19 protein-coding genes are annotated in these 22828 nt (G+C 52.5%); 8 read left to right on the top strand and 11 right to left on the bottom strand.

Annotated features, from left to right (window positions below; translation table 11 throughout):
* Nucleotides 1-147: 147 nt before the first annotated feature.
* The 3 genes from MKX70_RS25630 to MKX70_RS25640 are packed head-to-tail and all read right to left on the bottom strand — an operon-like array spanning nucleotide 148 to nucleotide 2310.
* Nucleotides 148-801 carry a YcnI family copper-binding membrane protein gene (locus MKX70_RS25630; protein ID WP_340841111.1) on the bottom strand — a complete coding sequence of 218 codons (654 nt, stop codon included), beginning with the start codon at nucleotides 799-801 and terminating at the stop codon, nucleotides 148-150.
* 50 nt (nucleotides 802-851) lie between these two features.
* Nucleotides 852-1517 (bottom strand): response regulator transcription factor, encoded by a 666-nt coding sequence (locus tag MKX70_RS25635; protein WP_340841112.1) that lies wholly within the window; start codon nucleotides 1515-1517, stop codon nucleotides 852-854.
* The gene (locus MKX70_RS25640) at nucleotides 1486-2310 is read right to left on the bottom strand and encodes a sensor histidine kinase (RefSeq protein ID WP_042242331.1); all 825 of its coding nucleotides are present in this window, start codon (nucleotides 2308-2310) and stop codon (nucleotides 1486-1488) included. The genes MKX70_RS25635 and MKX70_RS25640 overlap by 32 nt, the downstream gene beginning before the upstream one ends.
* A 287-nt stretch (nucleotides 2311-2597) precedes the next feature.
* Between MKX70_RS25640 and MKX70_RS25645 the strand changes: the two genes are divergently transcribed.
* The 4 genes from MKX70_RS25645 to MKX70_RS25660 all read left to right on the top strand — a co-directional run bounded on the left by MKX70_RS25645 (nucleotide 2598) and on the right by MKX70_RS25660 (nucleotide 6032).
* Nucleotides 2598-3293 (top strand): response regulator transcription factor, encoded by a 696-nt coding sequence (locus MKX70_RS25645; RefSeq protein ID WP_340841113.1) that lies wholly within the window; start codon nucleotides 2598-2600, stop codon nucleotides 3291-3293.
* The gene (locus MKX70_RS25650) at nucleotides 3286-4383 is read left to right on the top strand and encodes a HAMP domain-containing sensor histidine kinase (protein ID WP_042235488.1); all 1098 of its coding nucleotides are present in this window, start codon (nucleotides 3286-3288) and stop codon (nucleotides 4381-4383) included. The genes MKX70_RS25645 and MKX70_RS25650 overlap by 8 nt, the downstream gene beginning before the upstream one ends.
* A 135-nt stretch (nucleotides 4384-4518) precedes the next feature.
* Nucleotides 4519-5376: a M15 family metallopeptidase gene (locus MKX70_RS25655; protein ID WP_340841114.1), complete on the top strand. Its 858-nt coding sequence runs from the start codon at nucleotides 4519-4521 to the stop codon at nucleotides 5374-5376.
* A 47-nt stretch (nucleotides 5377-5423) separates the two neighbouring features.
* Entirely contained in the window at nucleotides 5424-6032 is a 609-nt protein-coding gene (locus tag MKX70_RS25660) for a VanZ family protein (RefSeq protein ID WP_340841115.1), read from the top strand.
* 39 nt (nucleotides 6033-6071) lie between these two features.
* Here MKX70_RS25660 and MKX70_RS25665 read toward each other — a convergent pair whose 3' ends face one another.
* Nucleotides 6072-7097 carry a hypothetical protein gene (locus MKX70_RS25665; protein WP_340787620.1) on the bottom strand — a complete coding sequence of 342 codons (1026 nt, stop codon included), beginning with the start codon at nucleotides 7095-7097 and terminating at the stop codon, nucleotides 6072-6074.
* Between the two features lie 18 nt (nucleotides 7098-7115).
* Nucleotides 7116-8039 (bottom strand): cysteine synthase A, encoded by a 924-nt coding sequence (gene cysK, locus MKX70_RS25670; RefSeq protein ID WP_042235483.1) that lies wholly within the window; start codon nucleotides 8037-8039, stop codon nucleotides 7116-7118.
* Between the two features lie 270 nt (nucleotides 8040-8309).
* Here cysK and MKX70_RS25675 point away from each other — a divergent pair, with 270 nt between their 5' ends.
* Nucleotides 8310-8669 carry a hypothetical protein gene (locus MKX70_RS25675; RefSeq protein ID WP_042235481.1) on the top strand — a complete coding sequence of 120 codons (360 nt, stop codon included), beginning with the start codon at nucleotides 8310-8312 and terminating at the stop codon, nucleotides 8667-8669.
* Nucleotides 8670-8782: 113 nt separating this feature from the next.
* On the opposite strand, the gene MKX70_RS25680 is transcribed toward MKX70_RS25675, so the two are convergent.
* Nucleotides 8783-12700: a galactose-binding domain-containing protein gene (locus tag MKX70_RS25680; protein ID WP_063840073.1), complete on the bottom strand. Its 3918-nt coding sequence runs from the start codon at nucleotides 12698-12700 to the stop codon at nucleotides 8783-8785.
* Between the two features lie 433 nt (nucleotides 12701-13133).
* Between MKX70_RS25680 and MKX70_RS25685 the strand changes: the two genes are divergently transcribed.
* Together MKX70_RS25685 and MKX70_RS25690 are read left to right on the top strand one after the other, a co-directional pair.
* Complete coding sequence (locus tag MKX70_RS25685; protein WP_340841117.1) at nucleotides 13134-14216, top strand: nucleotidyltransferase domain-containing protein; 1083 nt, start codon at nucleotides 13134-13136, stop codon at nucleotides 14214-14216.
* Nucleotides 14217-14263: 47 nt separating this feature from the next.
* Complete coding sequence (locus tag MKX70_RS25690) at nucleotides 14264-15019, top strand: creatininase family protein (protein ID WP_042235477.1); 756 nt, start codon at nucleotides 14264-14266, stop codon at nucleotides 15017-15019.
* Nucleotides 15020-15177: 158 nt separating this feature from the next.
* Here the strand turns inward: MKX70_RS25690 and MKX70_RS25695 are convergent, their stop codons facing one another.
* The 4 genes from MKX70_RS25695 to MKX70_RS25710 all read right to left on the bottom strand — a co-directional run bounded on the left by MKX70_RS25695 (nucleotide 15178) and on the right by MKX70_RS25710 (nucleotide 20408).
* On the bottom strand, nucleotides 15178-16881 hold the full coding sequence (locus MKX70_RS25695; protein WP_340841118.1) for a methyl-accepting chemotaxis protein: 1704 nt from the start codon (nucleotides 16879-16881) through the stop codon (nucleotides 15178-15180).
* A 679-nt stretch (nucleotides 16882-17560) separates the two neighbouring features.
* Nucleotides 17561-18259, bottom strand: a complete 699-nt coding sequence (locus MKX70_RS25700; protein ID WP_042235475.1) for a Crp/Fnr family transcriptional regulator — start codon at nucleotides 18257-18259, stop codon at nucleotides 17561-17563.
* A gap of 81 nt (nucleotides 18260-18340) precedes the next feature.
* Complete coding sequence (locus tag MKX70_RS25705; protein WP_340841119.1) at nucleotides 18341-18874, bottom strand: hypothetical protein; 534 nt, start codon at nucleotides 18872-18874, stop codon at nucleotides 18341-18343.
* A gap of 1 nt (nucleotide 18875) precedes the next feature.
* Nucleotides 18876-20408 carry a DUF4153 domain-containing protein gene (locus MKX70_RS25710; protein ID WP_340841121.1) on the bottom strand — a complete coding sequence of 511 codons (1533 nt, stop codon included), beginning with the start codon at nucleotides 20406-20408 and terminating at the stop codon, nucleotides 18876-18878.
* Between the two features lie 113 nt (nucleotides 20409-20521).
* Between MKX70_RS25710 and MKX70_RS25715 the strand changes: the two genes are divergently transcribed.
* Nucleotides 20522-22198, top strand: a complete 1677-nt coding sequence (locus MKX70_RS25715; RefSeq protein WP_340841122.1) for an ABC transporter substrate-binding protein — start codon at nucleotides 20522-20524, stop codon at nucleotides 22196-22198.
* A 115-nt stretch (nucleotides 22199-22313) separates the two neighbouring features.
* Here MKX70_RS25715 and MKX70_RS25720 read toward each other — a convergent pair whose 3' ends face one another.
* Nucleotides 22314-22805, bottom strand: a complete 492-nt coding sequence (locus MKX70_RS25720; RefSeq protein ID WP_340841123.1) for a DinB family protein — start codon at nucleotides 22803-22805, stop codon at nucleotides 22314-22316.
* Nucleotides 22806-22828 lie beyond the last annotated feature (23 nt).

Consider the following 22828-nt stretch of genomic DNA (forward strand, 5'->3'; position numbering starts at 1 on the left):
GAGGGTGATACTCACCTCAAGCACGGGGTTTCCGATTCGCCAGAACAGTCGTTTGGCCAGTATAGCAGATATGCTTACTATATTCCTCGTACAAATACCTGCTTCAATCCTCTTACCTGAACTTCAGGCAGTAGCCCGGTTCCAGCCCTACTCCTTCTTCCCCCGCAGCAAAGCAATAGCGGCCAGCAGGAAGGACAGCAGCGAGATGCCGAGCGCAATGTACAGCATCGGTGACACGCTGGAGCTGTTCCCCTCTTCCTCCATAATCGCCTCATGCTCGTCCATGGTCATGGTGCCGTTATCCGCCATGTCCATGGAGCCGTGGGAGTGGGTGCCTCCGCCGGAAGCTTCGGCAATCGCTGTGATGGAATGCGGGGATTCCGAGCCTTCTTCGCCGGACCACTGGACCACGCTGCCGTCGGCATAATGCTGATAGGCATTCCAGGCGATATCGCCTGCGGCGGCCGGGTTCTGGACGGTGAAGTAGAAGCGCTGGAACTGTCCGGCCAGAATGCCGTCTCCGTTCGCGATCCAGCTGACCTTGTCGCCAGCCACCGTTACGTCCCAGCCGGGAGCAGCCTCATATTGCTTGAATGCAGCTCCTGCCGGGATGCGCAGATCGATCTGCACTGTAGCAATATCTTTCTCAGAGGGTACTTTGAGCGTGTAAGTCTCCCAGGCACCTGCACTCGATTGTGCTGGGCTGACGGTTACATGCGCACTAGCTACGGCTGCGAATACCATTAGTGCTGCGGCCGCAGGTACGGCCAGGGCTGCTATTTTACGGAAAAGTCTGTTCAATGGGATCTCCCCTTCTCTCTTATGTAGTCTAATCATCCTTCTGCAAAGCTCTATCTTTTCCCCGGAAAATCCCGTTCCCGCGAAGCCAGTCCCTGCTCCATGGCATACCGGGTGAGCTGCGTGCGGTTCTGGAGCTGGAGCTTCTGGAGAATGTTTTTGAGGTGGTTTTTGACGGTGTGCTCAGAGATCCCGAGGGTGGCCGCAATCTCCCTATTCGTTGACCCGGAAGATACACAGCCCAGTATTTCCTTCTCCCTCGCCGTTAATGCCTCCCGCTCTTCCTTGACGGAGGTCACGGCTAACTCTTTCAGAATCTGAAAAGCCAGCTCCCGGCTCAGCGAAACCTCCTCACTTACAATAGCCAGTAAATACTCAATCCAGGTAGACGGTGCCAGATTCTTCAGGAGATACCCCTGCGCCCCCTGCTTGAGCGCTTCGAACAGATAGGAGATCTCATCCGATACGGTGACGATGACGATTTTGACATAGGGATATTCCAGCTTAATGCGCCGCGTAGTCTCCAGGCCGTCCATTCCCGGCATCTCGATGTCAATCAGAATCAGGTCCGGCATCCATTGCCCCGTCCAGACAATCGCCTCCGCCCCGCTCGCAACAGCGCCGATCACTTCGAACCGTTCATCCAGCGCCACAATCTCACTCATCGCTTCACGAGCATGCGCATGGTCATCTACGATCAGCACCCGGCAGCGTTCCATCCGTCGTCCCCCCTTTCGAAATCTCTACCACTGTTCCGGCAGAACCGGATTGTAAGTTAAGCTTCCAGCCCATGCTGCGTGCCCGTTCTCTCATAATCTGAAGACCATAACTTCCACTCACCGCAAAAGGATCGGCATGCACGAATCCGGCGCCGTTATCGGCAACATCCACGTTCCAATTCAGCCTATCGCCTTGGCCGGAGACAGATACTTTACCTGCACGCGTATGCTTGCGCACGTTAATAATGGCCTCGCGGATGCAGGACAACAGCTCAGCCTGTTCCGCTGCCGTTAGCGCCTGCTCGTCCAGATGCCAGTCCAGTGATACCTCAATCATCACTTCCCCGGCTATTCCGGCAAGCTGCTCTTGAATGGACCGCTCCAGGGAGAAGCTCTCTTTGCCGCTGACCGGCACCTTCAGATTGGCAATGGCCTGGCGCACATAGCGGTTGACTTCGTGCACTGTTTTCTTGATCTGATTCACGCTCTCTGCGCTGATCTCTCCGTCTTTGCGGTTCTGTTCCAGGCGGTCAATCCGCACGGAGAGCAGAAACAGCGACTGTGCCATCCCATCATGCAGCTCCTTGGCCAGCAGCTCACGCGCTTCCATCGCCGTAGTTGCCGCCCGCTCCCGTTCCAGCTCCCGCTGACTCCGTTCAAGCATCCGGAAGAGCGGCAGGAGCAGAACGATACTGAACAGAAAGACAAGCACCGGAGTTAAGTAGTTTCCCATGTCCATGGAGATGTACTGCATCAGGAACTGATGCCGCACAAACTCCCAGATGCCGACCATAAGTGTTGGAATCAGCAGAATGAGCACTTTAATTCGGGTATACGTCGCAGTCGCCTCCCTAATACTGAAGATAACTTTATCATTACCGGGACTTCCCCGGCATGACTCTTTCGGGCTATGCCCGCAAGTAAATGTTACAAAATTAAGTATTTAAAATATAAAATCATCAAAGATGGAACTCAATCTTCTTATCATAGCAGGTCGCGAAACCATATCCGATAGGGTACACTAGGATCAAAGCACAATCAAGTATGATTTCATGCTGACTATACAGGAGAGACAACGAAATGAAACGTATTACGATTCTTATCGCCGATGACGATGCGGAAATTGCTGAGCTGATCGGACTGCATCTGGAAAAAGAGGGCTATCACCCCATCAAGGTTACAAGCGGCACAGCGGCTGTGCAGGCGGTCCAAACCCAGCATATTGATCTGGCGGTATTGGATATTATGATGCCCGGCATGGACGGGTATGAGGTGACCCGGCAAATCCGGGAGAAGCACGGGCTGCCGATTATTTTTTTGAGCGCCAAGACTTCGGACCTGGATAAAATCACCGGACTTGTTATCGGCGCCGACGATTATATGACCAAGCCGTTCAACCCTATGGAGCTGGTCGCCAGAGTGAATGCGCAGCTTCGCCGGTCCACTCAGCTGAATCAGCCGGTTACGGAGCAAAAGGCAGTGCTGGAAACAGGAGGTCTGATCATTGATCCGGACCGCCGGTCGGTGACGCTGTACGGACAATCGGTTGAGCTGACGCCGAAGGAATTCGATATCCTCTATCTGTTGGCCAGCTATCCCAAGAAGGTGTTTAGTGCAGAGCATCTCTTCCGGCAGGTCTGGGGTGAAGCCTATTATGAGGGTGGGAACACGGTCATGGTTCATATCCGCACCCTGCGGAAGAAGCTTGGCGAAGAACAGACCAAAAATATGTGGATCAAAACGATCTGGGGGGTAGGGTACACCTTCAATGGCTAATCTGTTCCGCAGCTTCCGCTTCAAAATGATCTTTCTGTTGATGCTGAGTATGGCCTGCTCGGGCGCTGTTACTTTTGTGCTATATAAAAGCCTGCAAATGTACTATACCTCACAGGTTAAGTATGAGGACACGCTGGCCCGTTACCGCTGGATGATCGCTGAATTTGGCGACCTCAATTTCTTCCTGATCTTCTTCATCCCGCTGGCGCTGCTGTTCTTCTTCCTGTTCACCAAGCCTTATGCCCGTTATTTCAAAGAGATCTCCCAGCATATCCGCCTTCTGGCGAACGGCGATTTCAAGAGTCGCATCAGCATAACATCCAGCGATGAGTTCGAGGATATTGCCGCCGATTTGAATCTGGCCAAGGATAAGCTGCAGCAGGCTGTAGAACGCGGGGATTTCGCCGAGAACAGCAAGGACAAGCTCGTGCTCAATCTGGCTCATGATCTGCGGACACCGCTGACCTCCGTGCTGGGTTATCTGGATCTGGTGCTGAAGGACGGGCAGTTAAGCGCCGATCAGGTTAAGCATTACACAACGATTGCCTACACCAAATCGCAGCGGCTTGAGAAGCTGATTGATGAGCTGTTTGAGATTACCCGGATGAATTACGGCATGCTGACCGTCCAGAAGCTTCCGCTTGATCTAAGCGAGCTGCTCGTCCAGCTGAACGATGAGCTGTATCCTGTGCTGGAGAACAACGGGCTGACTGCCCGCCTTGCGCTGGCTCCGCAGATGAGAATATCCGGGGACGGCGAGCTGCTGGCCCGGGTGTTCGAGAACCTGTTGACCAATGCCGTGCGTTATGGCAAAGACGGCCAGTATGTCGATATCCGCTGCAACCCGGAGGGAGAGAATGCGCTCGTCCAGGTGATCAACTATGGGGATAGCATCCCCGAGGAGGAGCTTCCCTTTCTCTTCGATATGTTCTACACCGGCGACCGGGCGCGGACCCATCAGGAGGGCAGTACCGGACTGGGCCTGTTCATTGCCAAAAATATCGTCGAGCAGCACCACGGCACGATCTCTGTCCAGAGTGACACGATCCGCACTCTCTTTGAGGTGCGGCTGCCGGGTCTGCTCAAGTAGAGATTTAAATTCAATTATTTTACGCGGAAATGCCTTTGCATTTTAATATTTTAAGAAAAACTTTATCTTTACCCCACTTCTTTTTAAATTCACTTCCCTATTCTTATAGACATAGAGTCCAAGGAGGAAGATGAAATGAAGAAGTGGTTTTTTTGGGTTGTTCTTGCCGGTTTGCTTGGATTGGAGTGGGTGCACCAAGGCAGAGAAGCTGTTGTCCCCGGACAGGACACCCCAATCGTTCAAGTCGTTACGGACCACGGCTCCAAGAATCTGACGGTTATCCCTAAAAGCAGGGTTCATCAGGGCAATCTGCTGCTCGTCAACAAAGAATACCCTGTACATAAAGCGGGAGTCAGTAAAGATATTGTGAATCTGTCTGAGCATCAGGAGCTGACCGAAGGCTATGGTCTGCTGGACAACAAGACGATGCTCTCCGAGCAGGTAGCGGAGCAATTCTCGATTATGATAGGAGCTGCAGCCGGGCAGGGTGTCCAGAATTTCCTGATCAGCAGCGGATACCGGAACAACTCGGAGCAGAAGCAGCTCTATGAGGAGAAGGGAGCCGAATATGCCCTTCCACCGGGCCATAGCGAGCATAACCTGGGCTTGTCACTTGATATCGGCTCCTCGCAGATGGCGATGAGCCAGGCTCCGGAAGGGCAATGGCTTCGTAACAACGCCTGGGATTACGGATTTATCCTGCGCTATCCTGAAGATAAGACGGATATTACCGGCATCCAGTATGAGCCTTGGCATTTCCGTTATGTCGGCCTGCCGCACAGCATCATTATGCGGGATAAGCATTTCACCCTGGAAGAATACCTGGATTATCTGAAGCAGCAGGAGACGATTACCGCTACCGTTAACGATACAGAATATCAGATTTCCTATATAGCGGTCTCTGGAAATACTCCGGTTCCTACCCCTGAAGGCCGGCATGTCGAGTTCTCGGGCAATAATATCGACGGCGTAATTATGACGGTATATCCATAACAGCCAGGCCATATAACAATATAACCTAGAGAAGGCGGTGATGCGGAATGAATCCGGCATACAAACTGAGAATATACGGGTTGCAGGCACTTTTCGCCGTATACATCTATGTACTATTCAAAATCATCTTATTCAAGTTTGGTTCGATTAACTTCAGCTTTCTCTGGCAGCAGCTGCAGCGCAGCCCGGATAACATTGCCGGCAGTCTGCGCACAGGAAACTTTGTTCCGCTCGCTACCCTGTCCAATACGTATCATCATCTCACACCTACTACCATGCTTAATTTCGCGGGAAATATTGCCTTGTTTATCCCTTATGGCATATTCCTTGTGCTACTGTCCCCGAATGGAAAAGGCGGCGGCTCCTTCACCGGTGTCCTGCTGCGCTCTTTGGCATTAAGTGCGGTGCTTGAATGTGCGCAGGCGGTATTCTACATCGGAACCTTTGATGTGGACGATCTCATTCTGAATACCTTCGGCGGGCTGCTGGGGTATATCCTGTTCCGGCCTGTGATGAAGGCATTTAAGCCAAGCGGAAAAGGCAGTGCCGCCAATAAGGACGACCCCGCACCAGCGGACAATAGAAGGATCATCTATGATACGAAGTCTAATCCTCCTGTTATAACCGGCAAAGGCTCCTCTGTCACCAAAAGGTGACCGGGAGCCTTTGTCATCGTTAAGAATCTATATCCCGCCTTATATAGGAGAGGTGTACCGGCCGTACTGGATCTCCAGTTCTTTGAAGGCATTGCCTTGCTGCAGCAGGAAAAAGGAGTTCACACCCTCCGCTCCCCACCAGTTCAGGCCAAGCAGCAATCCGTCTGCCGACTGTGCAGCAAACAATAACGAGAACATCTCCGGCCGCATCTCCCCGCCGTCATCGACACGCCAGACCGAATATTCATCGTTCTCAATAACCGCAGGATAATCCATGAAGCTGAGCTTACCGTCTTCATTCAGGACAAGACTGAACAGCATATCCTTATCCTGCCTTGTGAATTGAATCAGATACAGCTCCCTATTCTGGGCCAGATCAGCCAGCTTCCAGGCGGACTGAATCTCCCGGTGCTTAACGGCAGCTATGCTCTTGCGCACGGGATCTCCGGCGGCAAGCTGCGGAGCAGCCGGGTCAGCCGGTTGAAGCTCCAGCAAGGCAGCCGGAGGGAAGAGGGCGGAATCAGCCAGATAATAGGTTTCATCCGGCTTCGCAGCGCCGCTCTCTATCGTGTAGACAAATCCGGCCAGATTAGCGAAATTATTCGCCAGCTCCCGGCCATTGCTGTTCTCACTCCCCGCTTGCCGCTTCTCGAACTTCACAGCCAGCACCTGGCCTCCGTTGCCGATAGCGGTATTCAGGGATTCCATCTGCTCCCCGCTTCCCTCTTCCTGCGAGGTCACAAGCATATGACTCCCGGTCTCGTCGGCGAAGCCGAATACAGGCTGCAGCTTGGCGGGATCGAGGAATGCCGCCAGGGCAGGCGACTCGGTACCCGCGGCGGCTGCAGTAGGGTCCGCCGTTTGCGGGACGGCGGTCTGCTGCGGGACAGGCGACGGACTCTGCGCCACCGGAGGTGATGGCATGGCCGAAGATTCTGCACCGCCTGAATTGTCGGTACCGCCCGGCCGCGAACAGCCGGACAAGCTTGAGATTAGCGCCGCCGTAAGAATCATCAATCCGGCAGCTTTCAGCCGGTGCCGGGAACTTCTCTTCACGCGATTCATAGGGTCCCCTCCAGTGGGTTATTCGAATATCCCCATACTAAGATATCGTTCACCAGTATCGGGAGCAATGCACAACACCCGCTTGCCGCGGCCGTGGCGCCGGGCTTCCTGCAAGGCTGTCCATACTGCTGCTCCGCCGGAAGGACCAATCAGGATCCCTTCGGTACTGGCCAACCTCCTTACCATATCCAGTGCATCTTCATCGGATACCTGCACAATCTCATTATAGATGCCGGTATTCAGAATCGCCGGCACGAATCCGGGGCTGGTGCCCACCAGCTTATGCGGTCCGGGCTTGCCGCCGGAGAGCACTGGTGAGCCTTGAGGCTCCACGACAACCACGCGGAGCTCCGGCAGCTGCTCACGCAGCGCCTCTCCTGTGCCGGTAATCGTGCCGCCTGTTCCAGATGTAGCAACGAATACGTCCAGCCGGCCTTCCATCTGCTCCAAAATTTCCGGAGCGGTGGTGATGCGGTGGATGTCCGGATTCGCCTTGTTCTCGAACTGCTGAGGGATGAAGCTCCCGGCAATTTCCTTGCCCAGCTCTACTGCCTTGGCAATTGCGCCCGGCATCCGCTCCGCCGCCGGCGTCAGCACAACCTCCGCGCCGTAGGCCTTCAGGATATTGATCCGTTCCTTCGTCATATTATCCGGCATGATCAGGATTGCCTTATATCCTTTCGCCGCCGCGTTCATCGCCAGACCGATGCCGGTATTGCCGCTCGTCGGCTCGATGATCGTACCGCCAGGCTGCAGCCGCCCGTCCAGCTCCGCCTGCAGAATCAGATTATACGCGGCCCGGTCCTTAACGCTGCCGCTGGGATTGAACATCTCCAGCTTCACATACAGCTCCGCATCCTCCGGTCCGGTAATTCGGTTCAAGCGTACCACCGGCGTTCCGCCGATCAGCTCTGTAATATTATTGACTACCAGCTTCGTCATATATATACCTCCCCTATTCCTGTCTTAATCTTCATGCACGATGTAACATCCATTGTATCGCTACAGTAGGCTATCTGTCGATTTGGCGGATGGTGCCGCTGCTGCTGGACTGACATTCTATCCATATTACCCAGCAGACTTCCGGTAAAAGCTGATGCCAAGACTTGGCGGGGACATGAACATGACAATTGTTGTAGATTATGCAGGATTTCCGGCAACCAGGCGAATTCCGATATGTGGTATTATGGTAAAAATCAGAGGAGGGAATGTATGAGAAGAGAAGACTGGATTAACGAACCCTTAGTTACGCAGAAATTAGATGATGCAATAGATTCAGTTATCTTACACATAGGAATGGAGGGTGACGATAAGGATGCTGTTCTTTGGAAGCTGCATGATTACTTGAAACAGTTCAAGGTTGGTGACGAAACCTTGGCAGTTAGCCTAACCGATAAGCAACGAGCTGATTATATTTATTTAGCTGAGAAGCTCCGGTCAAGCGGCTGGAACTATAATGTTGGATATGATACTCACTGGAATAATTTCGCATCCAAAGTAAATGGGCTCATAACTGAATCATACTATCAAGATGATGCAACAGTAGACCCATACTCTCCTTACATCAAATAACCGCCCCCCAGACACACGGGAGGCGGTTCTTGCAGCATGCTGAATATTATGCAGCTTAGCATATTGCAGCTGGGTAGTATTCAGCCATACAATAATCAGCTATACTATTCAGCCTACGGATTCACCGTAATCGTAAACGTTGACGTGGTATTTTTAATAGGCGTTACAGTGTTCAGGATCTTCAAGTTGTTGAAGACAACGTTACCTACCGCCGGGCCTTGGCCGGGTTCAGCCGATTCGTTGGCCCAGATACCGACTCCGGACTTGGAGTCGAAGGCATCGCCGCTCTTTTGCGCGCCGGATATCGTGACATTCGTAAAAATCGTGTCCGCTACAGGGAATTGCGGCGAATTGCCGACATAGTTGGTCTGGAACATAATCCCGTGATAGGTCGGATCAATGATATCCACATCACTGACGCGGATGCCCTGGAACACCTTAGAGGCGGAGAATACCCAGATAGCCGGGAAGGTCTGTGAGCCCCAGAAATGTCCGCCCGCCCGGACGACTGAGATGTTCTGGAAATTCGTAGTCGGCGATGCGCCGAAGCCGTTCATGGCATACCCGAAGTCCAGTGAGCTGATCGTAATCCCCGAATAGCAGAGTGTATCCGCAATATAGATGTTGCGGAAGGTGTTGGCGTAACCTCCATAGACGGCTACACCGGCTGCACGCCAGGTCAGGATTGAGGTCAGATTCTCGTATACATTGTCCTTCATGTCCGAGCCGCCAGAATCGATTGCCGAGAACAGCGCGAAGCTGTCATCTCCGGTAGCCCGGGCTTCGTTGTTGGACACGAGGTTGTTCGTGCTGCCGTTGGTCATATTAATGCCATCGGCGAAGGTGTTACGGATACGGGAGTTTCGGATCACCATGTAGTCGGTATTCGCCCCCCAGTACATACATACCTGATGTTCGGTCCAGATGTTGTCGATCGTAATGTTCGCTACATTGGAGAAGTCGAACACTTTGCCGGGACCGTCAATGCGTGAGGTATAGTTGCCGAAATAGGCAAAACCTGAGAAGGTTGATCCATTCGCTGAATCGGCAGCCCTGAAGCCAACATCCGTATTGGACTGGTTGACCGGCGCATAGAACCGCGTATACCAGGGTCCGGCTCCGACAATTTTAATCGCTTTGCCGTAGACCTGGAACTTGTTCGAGGTTTCATACGATCCGGCCGGAAGATATACACCTGTGAGGTTACCAGTCGTATCCATACGGACCTTATCAATCGCATTCTGCACGTCCTGGTGCGTGAAACCAAGCGGAACCGTATATTTGGCCGGGTCCGGATTGGCGATCGGCGCTACCTGCTCCAGGCTGACGAAGTCAATTGCATACTGTGAAGTGTTGGCTGCGTCCTTCTGAAGTCTGATTGTGCTGCCCGCCGGAATAGTGCTGTCGAACATAATATTCGCTTCATCATAAATGTGGCGCGGAGAGCCGGCGCTTGGCGAATTGCCCGGGCTGATCTCTGAGCCATACAGCCAGGCGTATTTGGAGTTCAGCGTGATGGCTTTGTTGAATACGCCGTTCACATAGATATTAAGTGTAGCGGTTGTTCCGTCACCGCTTGCCGAGTCCGGAATCGAGAAACGGGTAACAAGCGTGTTGGTGCTGGCTTTGGTGGTGAATTCAACATAGCTGCCCGTTGTGTTCAATGTGACTGCTCTTCTGCCCGAGGCTTCACCGGCAAGATCGCCGATATTGCGGTTCGGATTCAGCTTGACCGCTCCGCCCCCGACAACCCCGTCCTCCGCTTCATACATGTCATAAGGCATATTGGCCCCGCGTCCGATGTACAGCGAATGATTCTGGATGTTGTTGGCCCGTTTCACTGCCAGTTCATTCGCGTCTGCGGCAATTTCAGTTTTTACATTATACTTCCCGTTCGCTGCGGTCCAGGTTCCAAGAGTAACCGGGGCTGTAGTGCTTCCGCTGGCAATGACACCGTTATAAGCACCGGTCAGCGTTTTGATTACCGCACCGGTGGTCGCATCAGTCAAAGTCAATGTGATGTTATGTGCACCACTGGCCGAGGCTGCCGTTCCCTGATTCTTAATAGCAACGGAGAAGCTCACCGTATTCCCGCCAGCCGGATTCCCCGGCGACCAGCTGACCGGAGAAGCGATCAGATCCGAGCTGGATACGGGATTTACGGTAAGCGATGCGGGATTCGAGTAGCTGTTATTCCCTTCATTCAGCTCAATGACGGTGTTGTTCTCGTCTACCTTTGCAGTTAATGCATAGGTTGCGGCATCTTTGGCACCGATGTTCAGCGATACTGTGGCCGAAGCACCTGCAGCCAGTGCACCGACTGGTGCTGTCCCGGCAAGCGTGGTACCTAGATAGAAGCTGACGTTTGTTGTTGCCGCTGAAGCAGACCCGGTATTCTTGACGGTAGCATTCAGCGTGATGACATCGGTCTCTACCGGAGCGGAAGGGCTCCAGGACATTGCCGTTACCATCAGATCCGGATTCGCAGCCGGTGTGCCGATGATCTGAAATTCAGCTACTTGTCCGGCGCTTGAACCGGAGTTCGCGGTGAATTTCAGCTGCAGCTCGCTGGCCGTTGCTGTTACTGGAATGGTCACGGAGTTGCCGCTGGCCGGGTTAAAGGTATACACCGTGGCCGGCACCAGACTCGTGAAGGTTCCTGTAGACTGGTTATGACCCAGTACCTGAATGGTTTGGGTACGGGTAGCCCAGGCCGCAGCCGGATTGAGCTTCACAATTACCGAGGTTACATTGGCGTTCGCGCCAAGGTTCACAGTCAGTGTATTCGGATAGCTTCCGCCCGCTCCTTCCCAGTACGTAGTCACATCTCCGTCATTGGCGTTAGCGGGTACAAATGTAAAGACTGAAGATGAGGCATTAACCGCTTTGCCGATTGCCAGGTTCGAGCCAGGACCCACGCTTGGGGAGGCCGTCGGCGAGGCAGTTGGCGAAGGCGTTGGTGTGACAGTTGGGGTTGGAGCCGGCGTGGCCGTTGGTGCTACTGTAGGAGAAGCCGTTGGTGCTACTGTTGCCGTTGGCACCGGTGTGGCTGTCGGGGCTATCGTTGGTGCCACCGTCGGAACGGGTGTAGCTGTAGCGGTCGGTGCCGCTGAGACGGTCAGGACCAGCTGATCCAGATTCACGTTGCCGGAGTCGGACGCATCGTATTTGTAGGCAATCGTGTTAATTCCGGCATTTAACGCCAGGATTTCTGCCTGTGTAGACCAGGTATCCCAGTTGGCCAGATTAGCAAGCGAGGTCTGCTTGATCTTGATACCGTTCACATAGACACTCAGCGTCCTGGTGCTGCCGGAGGCATTGGCATACCGCAGCGCTGCGCTGTAGTTGCCAGCAGATGCAGCCGAAACGGTGAACGTTGTCGCTGCTCCTTGGGCAAGATAACCATCAACAAATGCCGACCCGGTATAGCCGGTGTGATCTGTGTTGGTTTTGGCCCCGCCAGACAAGGCGGCAGCTTCCGCTTCATAAGTTCCCGGTGTAGAAACCGCAGTTCCGTACACCTCGAGTTCGGATAGCTGCGCAGCAGGCCAGCCGGTGTTGGCCGTGAAGGTTATTTTAATATAACGGGCTGTTGCAGCAGTGAAATTAACTGTGACTGTGTTAGAGCCGCTGGAAGGATTGAAGCTGTAGGCCGCTGATGCAGCCAGGTTGCTGTAAGAAGCATCCTCCGTACTGCCTTGAACGGACAATGTCTGTATTCTTGCTTCCCAGGCTGACGGCAGCTTGAGTACAACCTGATTGACGCTGCTGCTGGAGCCTAGATCGACCTTGATCCATTGCGGAAAAGCATTGCTGGCACTCTCCCAATACGTCCCCTGGTTGCTGTCATTGGCGTTCGCTGCCACATACACATCACCGACCGAGCTAGCGGTAATCGTCTTGCCTTGAGCCAGATTGCCTGCCGCTGCCCCCACTGCCGGGAATAACGCCAGCTGGCCCACACATAGCGCAAGAATCAGACTGTACAGCAGGAATGTCCTTTTCACAGAAGCCTTGTGTCTGGTAATCATCTGCCAACCACCTCCTATAATTTTATGATGCGGCCTTAAAGTATGCGCTTTCAAAAATATCCCCTCTCCTTATACTTCTCGCCTCCTTGATTCCCCCCGCCTTCCCTGCTGTGAAGATTAGGTTGCAATCAGCCAGATCAGCCCTCTCCGCAAGCGCAAGTGAAACGGACCGAACCCAGAGAACGGCTATGAACTAACTAATTATGGTAATAATATAAGATATCACTGGATTTAGGTCGATGGCGTATTCTATGATTAGTATGTGCATAAATACGGATTTCATATTTTTATGCAGCGAATTAAGTGAAGTTGACTTGAGCCCTTCCTCTGACCAACACCGGGAGAGATTAATCTTAATTAAAGTCGGCATACCCCCGCAGGCAAGATGCCTATACAATGAATAGACAAGGCGCGGGCCAAGGGGGAACTACACATGAATAAAGCTGACCAGCAGGAACTATTCCACAAAAACGAGAAGCTCATTAACATGGTTATTGAGCGGGCCAAGCGGGATTATCCGGAGGAGATTGCATTGATCGGGCTTACGGGCTCTTTTCGTACCGGAGATTTCCATGACAAAAGCGATCTGGATCTAATTATTATCAATAACAACCATCAGGGCTGGGGCATCTCTTCCTGCTTCATACTGGGGGATGTCGGATACGATATCTATTGCACTCCATGGGAGACCCGGATTGAAGAGCAGGCTGCGCTTGAGAGTCCGATGACCTCCAGTCTGATAGATTTACAGGTGCTCTATTGTGCCAAACCGGAATATATGGAGAAATTCAATGCGTACAGACAGCGGGCGCTGGACACTTTAGCTAAGCCTATCGGGAGCGAATGCATCGGCAGAGCGAAGAAGTGGATCGACAGTGCCAAGCAGGAGTACGCGAATGCCATGCTTGCTGAGGATCTCGGGACCGTCAGGCTGGCTTCATGCGAGGTGGTCTACAATCTGGTCTGTGCACTGACTAATTTGAATAATACGTATTTTAAAAGAGGGCTTAAGCGATATCTGGAGGAAATTGCCGCCTACCGGTATATTCCTGAGGATTTTGAAAGGATATATATGGATGTGATTCATGCCAAGACGATGGATGACATACGAAGCACAACCTATACCCTTCTAAGAAGCATCCACAATCTGTACAAAACTCTATATCAAAAATATGTAGTCCCGCCTGTACCGGCCTACGATAATCTGGCGGGCACCTATGAGGAGCTATGGTGTAATTACCGCCATAAGGTTATTGCAAGCGCCGAAATGAAGGACCAATCCTATGCCTTCTATGCCGCAATGGGAGCACAGCAGTTCCTGGATGAAATGACGGAGTCGCGGGGAACCCGGAGGTTTGATTTAATGCAACACTTCGATGCCGATCAGCTTGATGGATTTAAGGAGCAATTTCTGCAGGCGATGGATGAATATCTGGAAGAATATAACCTGACAGGCCGGTCAGTCGAACGCTATGATACTTTTGAGGAGCTGTATAGACAATATATGAAGGTATAAGTAATTTCTACGGGATAATTAAATGGCCAAATGATCAGGAGGTTATTATGCTTAGCTATAAAAATACAACGACCGAAGTTGCAGCCAGCGGAATTGATACTGTTATTATATCCGTTGGTGCAACCGAACAATTCGGTCCGTTCCTTCCCATGCATTTGGATACATTAATTGCAGAATTGTATGCTGAATCCTATGGAAAGGCATTAAATGCCTACGTTCTGCCTACCCTTCCATTTAACACTTCAGAAGAACATGCCAACTGTAAGGGAACGGTAACGGTCAGCCCGAATATTTTGACCGCAATGATAGAAGATATGATTACTAATTTAGCAAGACAGGGATTTACCAAGTTTGTAGTTTGCAATGGACATGGTGGAGCGTACTGGGAAGCCGCCTTTGTTAAGCATATCAATTACAAATACCCTGAGCTTCTCTTGATCGCCCCGAATCACAACACTCCTAATGCCTGGACAGAAGCAGCGACGCAAGCTGGTTTGGACGAGGTAGATGAAATGCATGCCGGGTTATTGTCGGTGTGCACCGCCATGTGGCTCTGCCCTGAACTTGTCCAGACGAAATCTATGGGCTCCAACATCCCTGCTGATAACCGGTTGTACGCAGACTATATGGGATGGGACAAGCTTACCGCAGATGGCTGCTGGGGGAAATTTGAAGAAGGCAGCTACACCGATCAAGAATTAAGTGAGAAAGGCAGGCTGTTCTGGGAAACATTCATTCATAGACGGAGTGAAGGGTTACATCAAATTCTTGAGGAAGCCTACCGGAGAAAGATGGCAAAATAGTATATTCGTCCATCGGGCAGGTATGATTATGATCGCTTCTACCCGCTGAGTGCAAAGCCCCCCGCCGTCTCTGGCAGGGGGTTAAGATCTATTCTCTGGGAGAGAATTCTTAATTATTATGCATAATCAAGCTGAAAATAAGCTGACGGCCAGTTAATCTACACGTTGAACCGTGCCACCAGGCCCTGCAGACCTTGCGCCAGCCTGTTCAGTGCGCTGGCTGAGGAGGCAATTTGCTCCACCGAAGCCATCTGCTCCTGCGATGCAGCGGATACCTGCTGCGTATTCGCCGCAGTGGTCTCCGAGATCTGCGTAACCATGCGGATGGAGTCTACGATTTCCTCCGTTGCCGCCGTGATTTCTTCCACGGCTCCGGATACCTCCTGAACCTGTCCGGCCAGCGAATCAACCGAGCTGCGGATTTCATGGAAGGAATGTCCGGCCTCTTCAATGATATTAGTTCCGCTTTGCACTTCGTTCATGCTGTTCTTCATCATCTTCACTGCATGGTCGGCATCTGACTGGATTCCGGCCGCCATCTCGGCAATCAGATTGGCGGATTCAGCTGACTGTTCGGCCAGTCTGCGCACCTGATCGGCCACTACCGCAAACCCTCTGCCCTGCTCTCCGGCCCGCGCCGCTTCGATTGTCGCATTCAGCGCCAGCATATTCGTCTCCGAAGCAATCCCCTTGATCACTCCGACAATGCTGCCAATTTCCTGTGACCGCTTCACGAAGCCTATGACCTGCTGAGAGAGGGACTGAATGGATTCGTTGATGGAATCCATCTGACGGCCGGCGGATTGCAGCGATTGATCTCCGGCAACCGCATATTCGGCAGAGCGCAGCGAGGCTTCCGAAATATCCTGCACACTGGCAGCAATCTGCTGAATCCCGGCTGACATTTCAATAATCGTATTCATGTTGGTCTGCAGATCATTCATCTGCCGGCTCGTGCCGGTGGCAACTTCGCCCATAATCCCGGCAATCTTCTCAGTCGCTTCAGCAGTCATTCCGCTATCAGCGGTCAGCTTGACCGAAGAAGCGGCGAGGCCGCTGGCAGAAGCATTCACCTGGCCGATCATCGCCGCCAGATTATCGGTCATTTTATTGAAATTCAGGGCCAGATCACCGATCTCATCCTTCGTCCGCACACTCAGCTTGCGGGTCAGATCGGCATCGCCGTCTGCAATCTCTTTGAGCTGCTTGTTCACATCACTCAGTGGCTTCAGAATCCGTGCCGACATCACGAACGCGATCAGCACAGCCAGCAGGACAGATAGTCCCGTGACTCCCATACTCGTAACCATAGACGAGCTGCGGTGGGTAGCCGCCTGACTCTGCTCCTTCGCAATTTCTTCATGCAGCATAGTCTCAAATACAAGCTGTGAATCGATAATGGTATCCAGAGAGAGCGTTGTAAACGACTTTTGTGCTTCCGGGAAATTGCCGTCTTTGGCTAAGGCAAAAGCTTCCTCCAGCACGGCCAGATAATTGCCCCATTCACTCTCCAGATTCGTAATTCCCGCAAGCTCAGCTTCGTTCAGGCCCGCATCCTTCAGTTGTTCAGCCGCCGCCGTAATCTGCGGGATCATCGCTTCATAAGCAGTCAGATTGGCCGTTCTTTCCTCATCCGTATTGCTCATGACATACCTCGCCGCCAGCCCATCTGCCGTACGGATATCATCGGTTAACCCCTGCACCAGCGACAGCTTGCTGTAGTTACGGTTGATCTGTTCTGTAAGCATGGTCACCTTACCCTGAAATAAGGTGCTGCCCGCGATTGCGGTAATGAACACGATAATCACAGCGGCGAAGCCGGACATGATTTTGGCGCGTATTCCTCTAATTCTGCTGAACATAGTAATTTCCTCCACTCCATATGTAAGCTATATTGCATAACCCCTGCCCCTAGGGGCTTGTAGACTATGTATCCTACGTGTATCCACATGCATGTGCGCTCCATACGTCTGCTGCTGGCCCGTCCCTCCTTAAGCGTGTTACTAATCTTTTCCTCTTGTCTGTATCTTACGTTCCAATCCTTAAACCAATCTGAAATGAAGCTGAGCATTCGCTGAAACATGCAGGCAAGGCTGTAAGAATGATGAATTACAGAAACATACCTCCATGGCAGCCCATTGTATTCGGTTTTTCGCTTACATTTGGCCCAGTTACCTCCATGGCAGCCCATTGTGTTCGGTTTTTCGCTTACATTTGCCCCGGTTACCTCCATAGCAGCCCATTGTATTCGGTTTTCCGCATACATTTGACCCGGGTACCTTCATGGCCGCACATCGTGTTCGGTTTTTCGCATACATTTGACTCTCCTTTGGCCCAGCTTCCGGGGGATTCAGCGGGATTCCTGTATGCAAGAACATAATCTCCATATTTACATAAAAAACACAAAAAACCGCCACCCCGGCCAAAGGCAGGAGATGACGGTTCTGGAAGAGTACTCTATCCGTTTAACTTCTATAGCTATGTAAGTAGGCTGCTGTCATTCACCCAGGTTTGCTCAGTCTCACTAGAGTTCACTCAGGTTCATTCATACAAATTCCCGTTCGCAAGCATGGCCAGCCTCTCTTCGTCCAGCACGATCAGCCGGCCTCGTCTGCGTTCAATGATCCCTTCCTCGATCAGACGGCGCACCACCCGGTTCAGATGCCGGTAGCTTGTCCCCAGCAGATCAGCAGTCTCTGTCAGGCTGGAGGTCCGGATCTCTTCTATCCGCTGAGCGCCGGTGTTGTCCGAGAAGAGTGACATCAGGTAGCTGGCGAAGCGGTTCTCCACCGGGTACAGCACATTCATGGCCGAGGTCTGGCCCAGCGTATACAGCTTGTGGCTCAGCTCCCCGACGAGGAAGCGCAGCAGCGCCGTATTGTCTTCGAGCTCTTTTAGCAGCAGCTTTCTTCCGGCCACCAGCAGCAGGCTGTCCCCCACCGACACCACTTCGTTCTTGACCGGATACTGGCGCAGCAGTTCCACATCCCCGATCACCGACATCGGCCTGGCGAACCGGACCAGCATTGATTTGCCGTTAGGCAGCAGGGTATGAATCTTCAGCTTGCCCTGCACCAGAATGAACATGCTCTCCAGCCGGTCGCCCACCGAACACACTGCGTCCCCGTCGTTGTAGCGCCGAAGCTCCATTTGGGCAATTGCGCCGCTGCTGAACATTGCCGTAAGATTATTCTGCTCCGCAAGACTGCGTACCGCCTCCGGATTTACTATTGAATACATGCAGTTCTTCCTCTCCCGCCGTGTAAAGTCAACCTTATGTTCAAACTGTACCACAGCTCCAGGGCAAAGGGCTAACCGGCCTTACTTCATATCGGCGTCGTCCAGGCGGATTTCACCTACTGTAGCATCTGGAGTACACCAGAATTCTAACGTAACACCTTGTTTATGATCAATATATCCGATAATATCTGCGGTCTGCTCATTGCTTTTGTAATATTTGCTTCCATACAGGTCAAGCACACTTTGTTTGCTGTCTCCCAGTCCGATGCCCAAGGCCGTATGGAGCGGGTCATCTGAGCGGTTATTATCTATGGCTGTGATCTTGATCCGCTTGATCATTCCTTCATCCGGGCCGGAATGAACTGAGGCTGTGACAAGACCGTCCTTCCAGTGATAGTAATCATACAGCTCATTATCCTCTTTACTTAACGGGCTGCCTAACTGCTTAAGCAGGTGACTGTCATTAATATGGTCATGCAGGTTCACACCGCCGATCGCTTCGCGGGCAAGGTCTGTGGAAGGCGTCAGCTTTTCGGAATATGCCGAGAATTGATAGACACCGAAACCCGCAATGATCACCGCAATCAGAATAAATACTATCCGTTTTATCCCCATATTAGTGTGCAACGCCCTTCTCAAAATATTGTTCCAGTTCCTTACGCTCCTGGAATTTGGCTAGATTGAAGGATGGCCAGCTCTTCAGCGGCTCTGACCGGTCAGACAAACGGCTGTGCAGCGCTTCGTCAAGAATACCTTTCTCCTGCTTGCTGAACTCAATCAGCTCAGGGACCACATCCGCGGACAGCCCGGTCAGATAATTGGCATCCAGGGTGCCGCTTGCGGCATACCGCTGAATATTTTGCCTGGCGATAATGTGATCCATCCCGATATAGTTCATCAGCACATAAGACAGCAAACCAAGCACGATGTAACACTTAAGCAGCGGGAACTCTGCCCGGCTGATCCGCACCGCAGCCAGAACAAGCAGCAGCCCGAGGAAGATCATGAAAGCATGCACCAGAAAGCGGATATAGGTATAGCCATACGCTTCTTCATACAATGTCAGCCGTGAGTATGCAGAGTAGAGCATGACCATCGAGCACAGAACCAGAATGTAGAGCAGAATCTGAATTACCCGCTTCAGCCCGCCGCCTGCTTTGCGCACCGCCAGCAAGGAGAGCAGCAGAATAGCGAAATTGATCGCTGTCACCAGAATCAGCTCAAAGAATCCGCTCCGCGCATAATCCGCATACGTCTTGCCATCCGGCAGAATGCCTTCCCAGGCTCCGAACAAATACGAGAATTGCACGCTCACAAACAGCATGTATACGGCATTGATCACCGCCAGAACCGTAGTAATGATGATCGGATCATCAACGCCGATGCTTTCCTCTTCCGGTTCGTTCACATCGCGCTCTGTCAGAGTATCCAGCCCGCCAGGCGGATAGGTCCGGATATAGGACTTACTGTCAATGAACCCCCACACAAAGCCGAACATCCCGAGGCCAAGCAGGATAATCCACAACGCCCTGCTGATCCATTCGCCAAAGGAGATATTGTCAAAGTAACCCGGGAGCTCTGACAGCAGCCGGTTGAATACCCCATCCGCCGTGGAGAGAAGCGAGGTGACGATCAGCAGCAGCGGAACGGAAATCAGCAGCCCGATCACAATACGGATAAGAACCTGCTTGCGTGCATTAGACACCCCGCCCTGGCTACGGCGTAACAGCTTCACCGCTGTGTTCCAGTGGCGCAGGCTCTGGGGGAAGAAATGCTCCAAAGCCGCTCCGATCAGCCCGAAGCCGCCCCAGGAGGGCAGGCGGTAACTGAGCATATAAGTCATATGTAATAGAATCAGCGCCGGAATGACAAGAAAATTAAGTCCGAAGAAAAACCAGTTGCCAAACAGTGCGTACGTCAGCGACAAAAGGAAGACTGAACCCATCCACATATAGCTGAACCAGTTGTGCTTACGCAGCTTCTCCTTGCCGAAATAGAACATAAACGCGTAGAACAGCACTACAAAAATCGGGTAAGAGATTCCGGGCATCTTGCCGTAGAACAGGTACTGATGCACAAGCGCAAGCAGAAACGCGGCCAACATAACAACGCGCGCAAACCCCGGTTTGGATACGGTTTGATTGTCCATGGTAAATTCCTCCATCTTTTTACTTTCCTACCCTGATTCTAGCTGATAAAATAAGAAGAAAAAGAGAAATATATTATTATTAATTTCCTATTTTGTAAAAGGAGAGCTTATAGATGAAGCTGCACAGCCAATTTCTGAAGCTGCATTCGCATCATGGAGGCCCGGCAGAGGTCCTTGTTACCCTGGATGAGCTGGCCTTGACCCTCGGCTGTACCCACCGCAACGCGCTGCATGTGATCCGCAAAATGGTAGAAATGAACTGGATCACCTGGACGCCCAGCCGTGGACGGGGGCGGCGCTCCAAGCTGGTGTTCCTCGCAGCCTCCGAGGATATTGCCCTGGAATCCATGATGCAGGCCATCAGCAGCAAGGATATCAGCAGCGCTCTGGAGGGAATCCGCGGACATGCCCGCACCTCCGCCCTGCAGGATACACTACAGGGCTGGCTGCTGGCTTACTTCGGGCATCATGCCGAGATGCAGAGCGACAAGCGGATTGATACGCTGCGGCTGCCGGTCACGCAGCAGTTGCACACCTTCGATCCGCTGTATATGAATCTGCTGGCAGAGTCTTTTGTTTCCAGCCATGTCTTTGACGGTCTTGTCGGCCGCAGCGGCGAACGCGGCAAAGTGATTCCCGGTCTGGCCCATGCCTGGGAGACCGACGAAGCCCGTACCGCGTGGACCTTCCATCTGCGCAAAGAAGTCCTGTTCCATCACGGCAAGGTACTGACCGCCGAGGATGTGGTCTACTCGTTTGAACGGATGATGTCTACCTCACAGCGGACGCTGTACAGCTATATTTTCAAGGAAATTCAGGAAGTTAGAGCCCTGAATGCCTCCACCGTCCGCATTCTGCTGAAGAAGCCGAACGAGCTCTTCCTCCCGTTCCTCTGCACCAGCCGGGCGGCGATCGTCCCCCGTGACCTGCAGTCCATCGGTGAGAATGTATTTGGACGAAGACCTGCGGGAACGGGACCTTTCAAGGTAGTAGAGATGAGCGAGGATACTTGCGTGCTGGAGGTGTTTCCTTATTATTTTCAGGGGCGGGCCCATCTGGATCGTGTGGAAATCATCTATGTACCCTGGGGGCTTGCGCCGGGACCCTCCGAGACGGGTTCGGGCTTCCATGTCATTCCGAATCCGCAGGCAGCGGGTACCGGCTCCCTGAGCAAGATTCATTCCGAATCCTCGGTACGCAAATTCGTCACCTGCAACACCAAAAAAAAGGGACCGCTAAGCGATCCCCTTCTCCGTGCCGATATTCTGTCCTGTCTGCATGAAGCTCCCCGTGAACCTTTCAGGCATTCAGCCGGTCTTCCGGCGGCGGCACTGCAAATTGCCACCATTCCGCAGTATGCCGGGGACGCTGAATACATTGCCTCAAGGCTGAAGCAGCACGGATATTCCTGTAAGGTGGTCTCCGTATCCCCGGAGGAATTCAAAGGACCGATCCGCCTGCAATCGGATTTGATTGTCTTCTCTCTGCTCCGTGATCAGGATGAACAGCTGCGGCTGTACGATCTGTATCTGACCCTCTCGCAGCATATCGAGCCGCGAACCCGCGCCGACATCGAAGGCAGACTGCAGATGATCTCCCGCGAGCCTGATACGGCTGCCCGGACAGAGGGCTTCAAGATCATAGAGGACACCTTGACCCGGGATCATCAGCTACATATCCTGTATGAAAAGCCTGCCGAAACTGCTTATCTGCCCTCCGTGCGCGGCGTTACGTTCAACAGCCAGGGCTGGGTGGATCTGCGTCACCTTTGGTTTCCGCCGGAGCTGTAAAGCTAATCTAAGCTTCGCCCGCCTTGGCCGCAGCCTTTTCAACACTCAGATTTGTATCTTGTTCATGCCTGCTGGCAGTGTAAAATCAAGTCTGAAAGGTGACTAAACGCACCCTTTATTCTCTGCCCGGCAAACTGCCCGCAAGCCCTCTGCCCACCAGATTGGCGGATACCGGCTTCCTGCCCAGCTCCCTGGACCATACAGAGAGCTGGCCGGAATGATGAATCTCATGAGCGATAATATGGCGCATAATCTCACCCCAGGTATCCTCAATTACCCGTCCATCCGCCCGCTCATCCTTCAGTATGTTCTGCTCCAGCCCCTCATGCCAAGCCAGCACGAACTGCTCCACCTCCGGCCGGAACCTTGCATCCAGCTCCCTGATCTTCTGCAGAGTGTTATATTCCGGGAAATCTGCCCGAACATCAGGCTTACCCTCCATATCCCGGATCCAGCTCAATTCCACATCGATAATATGAACCAGCGTCTTCAGGATTCCGCCCATTCCGCCAATCCGTTCCTTCAGCAGTTCTTCTTCCGGCAGCTTTTCACACCATTTGTACCATTCCTCGCGGACCATCCAGTTATAACGGAATAATGTTTGCATAGGCTGCCTCCTGAATTGTAATG

This window comes from Paenibacillus sp. FSL R7-0312 (genome assembly GCF_038004445.1).
Classification (GTDB): Bacteria; Bacillota; Bacilli; order Paenibacillales; family Paenibacillaceae; genus Paenibacillus_AQ.